10 protein-coding genes are annotated in these 12,594 nt (G+C 60.6%); 8 read left to right on the forward strand and 2 right to left on the reverse strand.

Features of this window, described 5'->3' with window-relative positions; all coding sequences use genetic code 11:
* The 5 genes from QP934_RS10860 to fbaA all read left to right on the forward strand — a co-directional run.
* On the forward strand, positions 1–1,353 hold a 1,353-nt coding region (locus QP934_RS10860), incomplete at its 5' end, for a hypothetical protein (RefSeq protein ID WP_419127528.1).
* A 69-nt stretch (positions 1,354–1,422) separates the two neighbouring features.
* Entirely contained in the window at positions 1,423–2,013 is a 591-nt protein-coding gene (gene pyrE / locus QP934_RS10865; protein ID WP_239274197.1) for an orotate phosphoribosyltransferase, read from the forward strand.
* A complete protein-coding gene (locus QP934_RS10870) occupies positions 2,000–2,698 on the forward strand; it encodes a TrmH family RNA methyltransferase (protein ID WP_049377134.1) in 699 nt (232 codons plus the stop codon). Before pyrE ends, QP934_RS10870 begins: the two co-directional genes overlap by 14 nt.
* 54 nt (positions 2,699–2,752) lie before the next feature.
* Entirely contained in the window at positions 2,753–3,943 is a 1,191-nt protein-coding gene (locus QP934_RS10875) for a glycoside hydrolase family 76 protein (protein WP_337888777.1), read from the forward strand.
* Between the two features lie 143 nt (positions 3,944–4,086).
* A complete protein-coding gene (gene fbaA / locus QP934_RS10880; RefSeq protein WP_284768789.1) occupies positions 4,087–5,121 on the forward strand; it encodes a class II fructose-bisphosphate aldolase in 1,035 nt (344 codons plus the stop codon).
* 138 nt (positions 5,122–5,259) lie between these two features.
* Here the strand turns inward: fbaA and QP934_RS10885 are convergent, their stop codons facing one another.
* Positions 5,260–6,321, reverse strand: coding sequence for an HNH endonuclease signature motif containing protein (locus QP934_RS10885; protein ID WP_419127529.1), 1,062 nt, complete (start codon positions 6,319–6,321; stop codon positions 5,260–5,262).
* 165 nt (positions 6,322–6,486) lie between these two features.
* Between QP934_RS10885 and QP934_RS10890 the strand changes: the two genes are divergently transcribed.
* Positions 6,487–7,686, forward strand: a complete 1,200-nt coding sequence (locus QP934_RS10890) for an FUSC family protein (RefSeq protein ID WP_419127530.1) — start codon at positions 6,487–6,489, stop codon at positions 7,684–7,686.
* A 53-nt stretch (positions 7,687–7,739) separates the two neighbouring features.
* On the opposite strand, the gene QP934_RS10895 is transcribed toward QP934_RS10890, so the two are convergent.
* Positions 7,740–8,564, reverse strand: coding sequence for a hypothetical protein (locus QP934_RS10895; protein ID WP_419127531.1), 825 nt, complete (start codon positions 8,562–8,564; stop codon positions 7,740–7,742).
* A gap of 87 nt (positions 8,565–8,651) precedes the next feature.
* On the opposite strand from QP934_RS10895, the gene QP934_RS10900 reads away from it, so the two are divergent.
* Together QP934_RS10900 and QP934_RS10905 are read left to right on the forward strand one after the other, a co-directional pair.
* A complete protein-coding gene (locus tag QP934_RS10900) occupies positions 8,652–9,944 on the forward strand; it encodes an adenylosuccinate synthase (RefSeq protein ID WP_005325555.1) in 1,293 nt (430 codons plus the stop codon).
* 1,457 nt (positions 9,945–11,401) lie between these two features.
* Positions 11,402–12,594, forward strand: a 1,193-nt coding sequence (locus tag QP934_RS10905) for a VaFE repeat-containing surface-anchored protein (RefSeq protein WP_419127532.1), incomplete at its 3' end; no start/stop codon positions are given.

The following is a 12,594-nucleotide window of genomic DNA, read 5'->3' on the forward strand; positions in this document are numbered from 1 at the left end:
GTGTATAAGAGACAGGATCCCAGCTCCGCGGACCCCAGCTCCGCAGATCCCGTCCCCGCAGACGCCACTCCGGCGGACTCTGCATCCTCCGACGCCGCACCCGAAAACGCTGCCTCGGCCGAGCCTGCCGATTCGGCCTCGAGCGTCGCCCCCGAGCGCGCCCCCGCCGCTGACCCGGCCACCCCAGCCACCGAAGCAGCTGCGTCAGCTCCCGCGCCGGAACCCACACCGGAATCCGCGCCCGAGCCTGCGCCCGAGACCCCGCCCCAGCGAGAGCCTGAGCCAACCGACGAACCCGAACCGGAACCCGATGGCGAACCAGCCCCCGAACCGGAGCACCAGTCGACCCCCGAGACCACAAGCGAGCACCCCGCGCCTTCCAAGCCACACGCACGCCACCGGCCGATCCTGCCAGGAACCATGCGCCGCGAGCGCCGGAATTGGGCGGAAGCCAAGGGATTTGAATTCATGAAGGCCGACCCTTACCTCGTTGACGAATGGACCAGGGGAGTGGCCTCCACGGGCGCGGCACCCAAAGACATTGTCGCGGGCAACGTGTACGGCCACGAGATGCTGTTGATGGACATCGATGGCGTCAACGTCATGGCTATGCGCACCGGTGCGGCCTCCGACATGGTGGTGGACTTTCGCCGCTTCGACCGCGACGACGCGAAGGCTTCCGAGGACCTGCTTTTGGCCATGGCCATCGAGGGGTTCGATGTATATTCTTCGGATAGTGCCGTGACCGAGCGCATGGTGGATGAGCGCGTCCACGTCGCCCTGCAGCAAATGCCCGAAGCCGTTACCGCACTATGGATGGAAACGGAGTGGGTCCTGGCGCAGACCACGAAGCAGGCGCGCTCCGCGGAATGGGACGCGATGCTTCCACCTCTCGCCCTGCTTGCCGACGCCGCCCGCGTCCTCCCCCCGCGTTCCTCGGCCACCCATGTGGTGCGCCTCGAGGAATTGGACCCAGCCCGCGAGATTCCCGCCCAGCCCATCGTCGAGGCCGTCGGCGGCGCGCCGGCGGCCGGCGCGCCCGAATTCGAGCGACCCGTCATCCAACGGCCGGAAGAGCCGCTGCAGATGCCGTCTCGGGCCTATTCTGAAACCCGCGGCCCGGTCGAGCACAGCGCCCTCGGCGGCGACGAAGTAGACGCCATTGCCGATGGCCGCGAGCGCCCCACACCCGATTCCCACACCGCCCGCCTGCCCCGCCAGCAGTTCCGCGCCGCCTCCATCTTCGACGACCCCTCTGACGATCCCACTAGTGGGCCCGCCCCCAGCGCGGCTGATACCCGCGGGGTCGATAGTCGCGCGGCCGAGGAATCGGACCCGCGCCGGGAAGAGTAGCCTAGAGACCAATACTGGCGGCCTGCCACCGCGCACGAGCCGCCGCGCACGACCCACGACAAGGAGCAGATGACTGTGGATTCTCACACCACCAATGCGCACACCGCGCACGCCCAAAACCTGGACGCCGAGAAGAAGGCCCGCCTCGCTGAACTGGTCAAGGAACTGGCCGTCGTCCACGGTAAGGTGACCCTGTCCTCGGGCAAGGAAGCTGACTACTACGTGGATCTCCGCCGCGCTACCTTGCATCACGAAGCCTCCCGTCTCATCGGCGCCCTGTTGCGCGAGCTGACCGCAGATTGGGATTTCGCAGCCGTCGGTGGCCTGACTCTCGGCGCCGACCCGGTTGCTACCTCCATCATGCATGCCGACGGCCGCGATATCGACGCCTTCGTCGTACGCAAAGAAGCCAAGAAGCACGGCATGCAGCGCCGCATCGAGGGCGCAGACGTAGAAGGCAAGAAGGTTCTTGTCGTGGAAGACACCACCACTACCGGTAACTCCCCGCTTACCGCCGTGGCCGCGCTGCGCGAGGCCGGCGCCGAGGTCGTGGGCGTGGCGACCGTTGTGGACCGCGAGACCGGTGCCGGCGACGTCATCGCCGCAGAAGGCCTCGAGTACCGCTCCCTGCTGGGCCTGGGCGACCTTGACCTCGCCTAACGCAGACAGCGCGGCCGACCAGGCCAAGCCGGACGAGGTCAAGGGGCCGACCGAGTGGAACGAGGGACGCCATGGCGTAGGCCCGTGGGAAGGTCCGCTGCCGCGAGGGCCTGAGGCCGAGAAATACGACCCAGAGCTGCTTGCTGAAGGAGACCGTCGTAACGTCGTCGATGCCTACCGCTACTGGAGCAGGGAGGCGATCAAAGAGGACATCGATAAGCGCCGGCATAGCCTGCACATCGCGATCGAGAACTTTGAAAATGACGCCAATATCGGCACCGTCGTGCGCACCGCCAACGCCTTCGCCGTCGATACCGTGCACATCGTCGGCCGCCGGCGGTGGAATCGCCGCGGGGCAATGGTCACAGATAGGTACCAGCACTTGATGCACCACGAGAGCGTCGAAAAGCTTATTGCGTGGGCGGCCGAGGAAGGCCTTACCGTGGTAGCCATTGATAACACCCCCGGTTGCGTGCCCCTGGAAACGGCCGAGCTGCCGGAGCGCAGCCTGCTGCTTTTCGGCCAAGAGGGCCCCGGCGTGACGCAAACGGCCCAGGACGCCGCGGTGATGACCTGCTCCATCGCCCAATTTGGCTCCACCCGCTCCATCAACGCGGGTGTCGCGGCCGGCATTGCCATGCACGCCTGGATCCGCCAGCACGCCGATCTGGACAATTCCTGGTAGGAAGATCGTTACACTAGCTATATCTACCCGTGCGACTGGAGTGATTGAGGAACCGTGGAAGAAAAGTGGGCCCACCGCGCCGAACTCGCAGAGGCCGCCATCAATGAGCGCCACGCGCACTCCGTATGGGGCCTGCCGCGCACCAATCTTGCCGTGGTCAGCTGGCCGCCCACCACGAAGGAAAAGCTCTTTGTCCACTGGCACTACTGGTGGCAGGCCCACTACCTGGACTGCCTCGTCGATGCGGCGCTGCGCAATAACACCAAGGTGCGCCGTCACCGCATCTATGACACCTTGCGCGGCATTCGCATCCGCAACCTTGCGCAGCTGACCAAGAATAAGTACTACGATGACAAGGCCTGGCTCGCCCTGGCTTTCGGCCGCGTGGAGGGCCTGAAGAAGGCAAAGACACCCAAGCGCCTCGCGGCCCTGCAGCGCAATATCCACGAAGGCCTCGATGAATCGCTTGGCGTGCTGCCGTGGCGCCTGGGCGAGAATTTCATGAACGTGCCCTCCAACGGCCCGGGCGCCATCATGCTCGCGCGCATGGGGCGCATTGAGGAAGCACGCCACATCGTTGACTGGATCTATGACCACCTGCTGGACGACGACGGCTACATCATGGACGGCGTTCGCATGCGCATGGACGGCCCTGAGGTGGTAAAAAACATCCACCCCTACTGCCAGGGTGTAGTGCTCGGCGCGTGCCTGGAAATCGTGCTGGCGCTGCGGGAAAAGGCCGGCGTGCGCGATTTGGAACAGATCGACAGCGTACAGGAGGCCGAGATGGCTTCCGAGATGATGGATTACATCATCCGCATCCGGGGCTTGGTGCAGACTGTGGCCTCGGGCATGGCTACGCCTTCGGGCATAGTGGACTGGGAGACTGGCGATGGTGACGGTGGCCTGTTTAAGGGCATTTTGATGCGCTATCTTGCCGACGTCGCCGTGCGCCTGCCCGGCGATTCCCCCGCCAACCGTGCGACGAAGAAGCTGGCTGCGCGCATGGTGATGGCCTCGGCCGAGTCGGTGTGGGAGCACCGCTTAGAGGTTGATGGTCTGCCGATTTTCGGCTCTGACTGGTTGTCCGATGCGCGCCTGCCGCATAACTACGGCTTCGGCCGGCGCACCATGAGCGAGAAGGTAGGCATCATTCGCGTAGACGAGCGCGATTTGTCGGTGCAGCTTTCCGGGTGGATGCTGATGGAGGCCTGCGCTCGAGTGACGAGGCATCTGTCTAAATAGTCCGCAACCGCGGGACAATCGTGTGGCGCGCATAGACGGGTTGAAAATGTCACAGAGTTTTTGCGGCAGAATTTCCGGGAAACGGGCATACTTGGGTGTTGGAACGTGTTTGACCACAAACCCACTTTTAAGGATGGAAATTCATGCCAATTGCAACCCCTGAGGTCTATAACGAGATGCTGGATACCGCGAAGAAGAATGGCTTCGCGTTCCCAGCTATCAACTGCACCTCATCTGAGACCATTAACGCAGCTCTGAAGGGCTTTGCTGAGGCCGAGTCCGACGGCATCATCCAGTTCTCCACCGGTGGTGCCGCTTTCGGTTCCGGCCTGGCACTGAAGGACAAGGTCAAGGGTGCTCAAGCATTGGCCGCATTCGCTCACGAGGCCGCCAAGCACTACGGCGTCAATATCGCGCTGCACACCGACCACTGCCAGAAGGAAGTGCTCGATGAGTACGTCCGTCCGCTGCTGGCTATCTCCCAGGAGCGCGTGGACCGCGGCGAGAACCCGCTGTTCCAATCCCACATGTGGGACGGCTCCGCTATCCCCATCGACGAGAACCTGGTCATCGCCCAGGAGCTGCTGGAAAAGGCAAAGAACGCGCACGTCATCCTCGAGGCTGAGATCGGCGTCGTCGGCGGCGAAGAAGACGGCGTTCAGGCAAAGGCAGGCGCTAACCTGTACACCTCCCCAGAGGACTTTGAGAAGACCATCGATGCCCTAGGCACCGGCGAGAAAGGCCGCTACATGCTGGCCGCTACTTTCGGCAACGTTCACGGCGTCTACAAGCCAGGAAACGTGAAGCTGCGCCCCGAGGTCCTGCTCGAGGGCCAGAAGGTGGCACAGAAGAAGCTCGGCTTGGGTGAGGACGAGTACGCATTCGACTTCGTCTTCCACGGCGGCTCCGGCTCCGAGAAGGAGAAAATTGAAGAGGCACTTCGCTACGGTGTCATCAAGATGAACGTAGACACCGATACCCAGTACGCCTTCACCAACCCGATCGCTCGCCACATGATGGAAAACTACGACGGGGTATTCAAGATCGACGGCGAGGTTGGCAACAAGAAGGTCTACGATCCACGCTCCTACCTGAAGAAGGCAGAGCAGGGCATGTCCGAGCGCGTCATCGAGTCCTGCCAGGACCTGCACTCTGTGGGCAAGTCCATCTCCAAGTAACTTGGCCACCGTGCTCTAAGTTGAGGCAGCCTCGTACATAGGCATGCCGAATGAGCCGCTTCCCCCGCGTGGGAGGCGGCTTTTTCGTTCTCTCGGCCGGGGCGATTTTAGACGGGGCTCGGTGATCGGCCGGCGCAGTTAAAGGTTGTGGTTGGGGCTTGGCGGCCTAGCGGGGCTGGGGACGAAGCGTGGGGTGTTACTCCACGGTGGTACCCAAGCGATGCGGCCATTTACGCGCACCATACGGCCGCGTTCTGTGGGCCGCGAGGGGTCATCTTGGTTGACGGCGTTGTGGTGCGCGCACAAGGTGACCAGATTTTCTTGGTTGGTGGGCCCGCCCGCGGACCACGCGGTGAGGTGGTGGACTTGGGCGTCGTCGGCAGGCGTATTGCAGCCCGGCCACGCGCACACGGGATGCTCGGCCGAGGCGAGCATGCGCTGTTTCCATGTGGCCATGCGCTCAGTGCGGTACAGGTTCACCGGGCCGTGCTCCGGGTGAACCAGGCTGACGTAGCCGCGCTGGGCTAAGGCGCGGGCGACGAGCTGCGCGCCGGTCATGCGGGCGCCGTTGGTGAGCTGGAGGGTGATATCGGTGGCGTCGGCAGGCGCGGCGACGATGCGGTCGAGCTGGTCCAGGGTGAGGATGACGTTGGTGTGCACGGCCGGCAGCGCGCCGGGGTTGCCCTCGAGGAGGAGCTTTTTGGCGGCGGCGAGGGGATCATCTTTGTTGACGGAGGAGAGCACGCCTTTGATATCGGCGATATCGGTGGGATCGGCCGTAATGGAGATGGTGTGGGGTCCGTCGGGGCGGCGGGTATAGCGCACTCCGGGCTCGGGGCGGCGGGGCGGATTGAGCTGCTTGAGGAGCTTCTTGGCCACGGAGGGGATGAGGCGCGCCTCGGTGCGACACAGTTCTAGGCGCAGGTCCCAGGCGCGGTTACTATCGCGCACGCGGCGGGTATAGGACTCGATGCTATCAAGCGTGGCGAGGTCGTGGGCGCGGGTGCGGGCGGCGTCGCGCGCGAGGCGCTGCTTGCGGGAGTTGGATGTGCGGCCGAAGTAGACGTGCTGCAGGCGGGCGAGCTGGGCAGCCAAAAGCGGGCTGGCTCCGGCCTTGAGGAGTGAGTCTTCGGAGCAGCCCTGAAACTCGGCGACGAGGTCGACGCCGCGGCGGCATAACAAAAGAAAATCGGTGTTCACACGGCCGAAGCTAAAGGGCACGCGAGGACCGAACAAGCGGTGCGCGGCCGGGAAGGGCGAAATTGTGGATAGGTGGGGGAGAAGGGGGCGTCGGCAAGAGCTATCCACAGGCCAGCCGACGGCCGAGATGCGCGGGGACGGCGGCGATGGTAGGGGCGGTCTTCTATGCTGGAAGTCATGTCGGAAGCGAAGGAAAGAGTCTCAACGCGGGAAAAGCTGCGGGTGATTGACCGCTCGGTGCTCTCGCGGGTAAACCGCATTCGCGCGCGGTTTGTCTACATCGTCCAGGCGACCATTGGTGCGGCGCTAGCGTACTGGGTGGCCGGCGATGTGGTGGGGCACCCGCAGCCGTTCTTTGCGCCGATTTCTGCGGTCATCATTCTGGGGATGTCCGGTGGGGACAGGATGAAAAAGGCGCTGGAGATGTCGATTGGCGGCATCATCGGCGTGGCCGTGGGCGACCTGCTCTTCCAGATTGTGGGGCAGGGGCCGTTTCAGATTTTCTTCATTGTGGGCGCGGGCCTGGTGGTGGGCTCGTTTTTGACCAAGTCGCCGCTGGTGACCAACCAGATTGTCTTTGGCGCGATTTTGATTGCGACGATTTTCCCGCCCACGGAGGGTCCGGGTGGCCTGCACCGCGCGATTGACGCGATGATTGGCTCGGCCATTGGCCTGATAACCATCGCGCTGATTCCCAATTCCCCGTTGGTGGAGGCGCGGCGCGAGGTCTCGAAGGTGTTAAAGATTGCCTCGAGCATTCTTGCCGACGTCACCTATGGCATCCGCCAGCAAGACCCCGCCGTCATCCGCGACGCGCGCGAGGCGGTGCGCGGTACGCAAGACAGCGTCAATACCCTCCTGAGCGCGGCGCAATCGGGCAGGGAGGCTTCGGAGGTCTCGCCACTGTTGTGGGCATCGCGGCGCAGCATTCGATCGCTGGAGCGCATCCTCATGCCGGTAGATAACGCGGTCCGCGGTGTGCGCGTGCTCTCCCGCCAGGCGCTAGGCCTGACGGAGGACCGCGACAAGGTTTCGGATGAGCAGGTGGAATTGCTCGATGAGCTTTCTGAAATCATGCTCGCCATCAGCGAGCTCTATAGTCAGGGCAAACAGCACGGGCACGACGAAGCGATTGAAATTCCGGACCTTGTGCAGCGCCTGCGCATCGTGGGCGGGCGCGCCGGGCTGGACATCATCGACAAGGACGGCACGTTATCGGCCTATATGATTCTGGGCCAGACGCGCTCCCTCGTGGTGGACATGCTGATGGTGTGTGGGTTGTCGCGTGAGTCGGCCGTGGCGCACTTGGTGCCGACCTCGCAGCACCCGGCCTACCCGCCGGAGGTGTGGGGGCGCGAGGACTAGCGTCCTCGCGCGGAGGCAAGGAACTCGCACGGAGGCAAGGGCGTCGGGCGGGGTTAAGGTCGGACGATCTGGAGATCGCGCAGGTGGCGGTAGAAGGTCACGCGGGTCACCGGCCGCTTGTGGGGGATCGAATCGACGATGACGCGCAGCTGCGGGCCGCCGGCTTGGACGGCGCGGCCGGTGCTGACGGATTCGGGGTCGAGCTGGCCGGGCTTGCGCAGGAGCGAGCGCAGGCGGCCCTGCGACTCGACAGGGGAGGTGGCGCGGGCGGCGAGGATGCCGGGGGCATCGGTCATCGGGACGAGGCGCGCGCCAAAAGTTTTGGGGGAAGTGGCGGCTAGGGTGTGGTCGTCGATGATGACTTCACCGGTGAATGGGCCATTGGAGGCGTCTGAGATGGTGGCGGAGCCGGCGACGGCGAGGCCGGAGTCATTGCGAATGAGCGGAGCAGGGCGAACCGGAGCCGTGCGGGCGAACTCGAGGGCCTCGGCCGGGGAGGTGGGAAGGCCCCAGTTCTGCGCGGCCGCGGATGTGGCGCCCGAGGGGGCGGGGATGAAGGCGACCTCGGCCCAGAGGTTGTCGGCTCGCATGAGGCGGGTGAGTACGGCCGAGAGGGCGGCATCGGACCCGGCGACGACGATGCGCAAAGGCTCAGCAAGGTGGGGTGCTTGGGGCGCGGCCTGTGGTGCGCCGAGGTGGCGCACATCTGGTTGGGCGGCGATGTCATCGAGGGAGGGAGTGGGGTCGTCGGGAAGCAGAGCAGTTGCTGCGTTGTCAATGACGGATAATTCCTTGCGGGTGGGAATGGCCGAAAGATCATGGGCCTCGGCGGGCATAGGAATGTCCGGGGCGCCGCAGCGGAGGAACAAAAAACGCATGCGGACAATGCTACGCGCGCTTTTTAAGCCGGGAAAGTGTAAAGTTGGAGAGTATTTTGGCTTCAATTATGAGGAAGTGACTAAACAATGGCAGCGATCGTCATTGTCGGCGCCCAGTGGGGCGACGAAGGCAAGGGCAAAGCGACCGACATCCTCGGCGGCAAGGTTGACTACGTGGTCAAGCCGAACGGCGGTAATAACGCCGGCCATACCGTCGTGGTAGGCGGCGAAAAATACGAGCTGAAGCTCCTGCCGGCCGGCATTTTGTCCGAGAACGCCACCCCGGTGCTGGGCAATGGCGTGGTGATCAACCTTGAGGCGCTCTTTGATGAGATTGATGGCCTTGAGGCCCGCGGTGCGAATGCGTCGCGCCTGAAGATTTCCGCCAATGCGCACCTGGTGGCGCCGTACCACCAGACGTTGGACCGCGTGCAGGAGCGCTTCCTGGGCAAGCGCGCTATCGGCACCACCGGCCGCGGCATTGGCCCGACCTACGCCGATAAGGTCGCCCGCATTGGCATCCGCGTGCAGGACATCTTTGATGAGTCCATCCTGCGTCAGAAGGTGGAATCCGCCCTGGATATTAAGAACCAGATGCTGGTGAAGATGTACAACCGCAAGGCCATCGAGGCGGACCAGATTGTGGAGTACTTCCTAAGCTACCGCGACCGCCTGCGCCCGATGGTTATCGATGCCGAGCTGGAGCTCAACCAGGCCCTCGAAGCTGGCAAGCACGTGCTCATGGAGGGGGGGCAGGCCACCATGCTCGACGTGGATCACGGCACCTACCCGTTTGTGACCTCGTCTAACCCGACGGCCGGTGGTGCTTCTGTGGGCTCCGGTATTGGTCCGACCCGCATTAAGACCTCGCTGGGCATCATCAAGGCTTATACCACCCGCGTGGGTGCCGGCCCGTTCCCCACCGAGCTCTTTGATAAGTGGGGCGAGTACCTGCAGACCACCGGCGGTGAGATTGGCGTGAACACCGGCCGCAAGCGCCGTTGTGGCTGGTACGACTCCGTTGTTGCGCGCTATGCCACCCGCGTCAATGGCTTTACCGATTACTTCCTGACCAAGCTGGACGTTCTTACTGGCATTGGCGAGATCCCGATCTGCGTGGCTTACGACGTCGACGGTAAGCGCTACGATGAACTGCCGCTTACCCAGTCCGAATTCCACCACGCCGAGCCCATCTTTGAGACCATGCCGGCCTGGGATGAGGACATCACGGAGTGCTCCACCTTTGAGGAGCTGCCGCAGAAGGCGCAGGATTACGTCCTGCGTTTGGAAGAGCTGTCTGGCTGCCGTATCTCCTATATCGGCGTTGGCCCTGGCCGCGACCAGACCATCATTCGTCATGATGTGATGGAGGATCAGTAAAGCAATTCCGCTTTCAATCGTCGAATGAGCCCCGCCGCGCAGCGAGTCCGCTGCGTCGAGGGGGCCGACCCTGTTTGATGGTCGTAGGTTAGCGCCCCTACGAATGCCTTGTAAACACTTTTCGGAAGAGATTACAAGGCGAAACAGCTGCCACGCGCGAAGACATTGATAGTGAGCATTGCACTCTATTGCTGGCGATTTTGTCGTTAAGCGAAGCAGTATTGCTCCGTGTGTCAAGCGCTACGCAACCGGAAAGGTTCCCAACAAAATACCAACATTCGATCCCGCGTGCTGTCTGACGCTGAAATTATTCGGCAGCTGGAACGACAACTGGCTACTTTGGACGATTAACGCAACATTTTGTGTAAAGCCAAGCAGAATTTTCCGAAGGGATGGGCTGGTCATCGCTTCAAATTCATCGACGAGTACGAAACCGGGTATTTGGTGAAGCGGATAAGCCCTATACTGGAACAAAGAGCATCTTCGTAGTACCGGTGGAAGCAGTTTGAGTCTGCATACCAAAAAGGGGCGCACTAGAGTGCGCTTTTGGGTGTCCAGATCGCCACGGTATTTCACTAGGACCTAACGGGTACAGAGACAAATGGATCTCAGACGTATTCCGTGAAGGCAGCGATGGTGGGCCGGTCGTTTGCAAACGGTGTGCACGAGTGGTGAGTGCAATTCGGTCCAAGGATTTGCATAAAACCGCTGGATGCGCATCGTTGAAGCAGATCAGCCCCACTGGGCGTTTCTGGTTGGGGCAGAAAACGCTACGCGGTGCCTCAAACCAAGAGTTAGACGGATATATTACTTACTTGCTGACAACAAGGGAGAATATAAATTTGGCGAAAATGTCTAATTATTGTTCTCACAGGTTGGGCGGGTTGTCCGTCGCGGATCGCATACGGCATGAGTCAGTAAATGCGTTAACAGCAGCGAAGTTGCAGCGGATAGCCTTCAAGGACGCTCCTTCATTAGAACCATGACATCCTATACGCATCGAAAAGTTTCCAGAAGCACTGCAGTGATGAGGTTGGCTCCCGATGACCCTATTTTCGAGGTGGGCCAGGACCCAGCCGCTCCAAATCATCAGGGAATTTGCTCTACTCGCAGCGCGCTTCTTAGTGAGGATAGATAAGAGCTGATTTGAGATGCGTCGGAAATAAGCGCACTCGCTTGTGCCAGTGCGAGGCTTATCGCGAGTTACAGATGCTCCACATCCCCAGGGACTACCAAGGGGATTTAGTCGGATGGTAACGCGAATGGCTACCTAAAGTTATAATTTGCTGTGAAAATTTACATTACAACCTAAGTGTTCTATACTCCGATGCTAAGAAGGTAAAATCTTGAACCTGGAATCATGGAGATGAGGATTGGAAGATGCTTAAATGAGTATAAGTGTGCAAAGTAAGAGCTTCGGCCGAAGTAGGGTACTTCGGTCGATTCTGGCGTTTTTTGTGGCAATTGCAGTGGTATCAGCTGTGGCTCCAGTAGCTAAAGCTGTTAGCGTGGGGGATGAAGTTACGTCAGTTACTGGCCCGGGTTACGGATTAAAATGGGAAAATCCAGAATCTACTGGGAAACTCCTGCCTCGGATGTTTTGGTATGCACCAGACAATTTCTCCCAAAATTTTGAAGGATTGGCCGGATATTGTGTTGATCCCGAGCATGCAGCGGAGGGTGAGGGCTCCGGAGTTATTCATGATTGGGACGGCTACGTAAAAGCTGCAGAACAGCAAAAGGGTTCGCGTAAAGAGCCGATGCCGGGCGGCCAGGAAGCATTCCGGAAGATCAATTGGATCGCTCACCATGGCTATCCGTATATTGGAATCCAAGATCTTGAGAAAAAGCTTTCCCTTAGTGGGCTAAACCGAAACCAAGCTATTATTGGTACGCAGCTCGCTATTTGGCACTTTTCAAATGGGATTGACTTCTCTGGTACGTTTAATGGAAATTCCAAAGACGTGCGAAATATTAAAGCTCTTTATACCTATCTGACCGGAGAATCAAACGTCGGTCAGGACGAGGTGAAAGATTCGTCCAACCTGACTGGCAAATTTGTCTCACACCCAGGCCAAGATCAGGTAATTATTGATACTAATCCGAACTCTGACTCTGGCCGTAAGCAGAAGCCGTCGATTAAGACTGAGGCTAAGTTTGCTGAGGGTTCGTCTCGTGTTGTCAATGGTGCGGTTGTTACCGACACTGTGACTTATGAGAATTTGGTACCTGGTAAGAAGTACCACTTGGATGCGACGTTGATGTCTAAGGACGGTAAGACTGAACTGGGTACTGGTGAGGCTGAGTTCACCCCTGAGTCTGCTAATGGTTCGACCACGGTTGATATCAAGGTTGAAAATGCTGAGAAGCCGGTTGATGCTGCGGTTGCCTTTGAGGAGTTGACCTCTGTTGAGGTTAATGCTGATGGTGATGAGACTCCGGATGCTGATACTCCGAATGAGATTGCGGACCACAAGGACATCAATGATGAGAAGCAGACTGTAACTTCGAAGGAGACTTTGGAGCCGTCGATTAAGACTGAGGCTAAGTTTGCTGAGGGTTCGTCTCGTGTTGTCAATGGTGCGGTTGTTACCGACACTGTGACTTATGAGAATTTGGTACCTGGTAAGAAGTACCACTTGGATGCGAC

The sequence above is a fragment of the Corynebacterium sp. MSK122 genome (genome assembly GCF_030229435.2).
Lineage (GTDB): Bacteria > Actinomycetota > Actinomycetes > Mycobacteriales > Mycobacteriaceae > Corynebacterium > Corynebacterium marquesiae.

Excerpts from the sequence above, each read along its gene's own strand:
- QP934_RS10890 (WP_419127530.1), top strand. The coding sequence starts at position 6,487 with ATGCTGGAAGTCATGTCGGAAGCGAAGGAAAGAGTCTCAACGCGGGAA.
- QP934_RS10900 (WP_005325555.1), top strand. The coding sequence starts at position 8,652 with ATGGCAGCGATCGTCATTGTCGGCGCCCAGTGGGGCGACGAAGGCAAG.
- pyrE (WP_239274197.1), top strand. The coding sequence starts at position 1,423 with ATGACTGTGGATTCTCACACCACCAATGCGCACACCGCGCACGCCCAA.
- fbaA (WP_284768789.1), top strand. The coding sequence starts at position 4,087 with ATGCCAATTGCAACCCCTGAGGTCTATAACGAGATGCTGGATACCGCG.
- QP934_RS10895 (WP_419127531.1), bottom strand. The coding sequence starts at position 8,564 with ATGCGTTTTTTGTTCCTCCGCTGCGGCGCCCCGGACATTCCTATGCCC.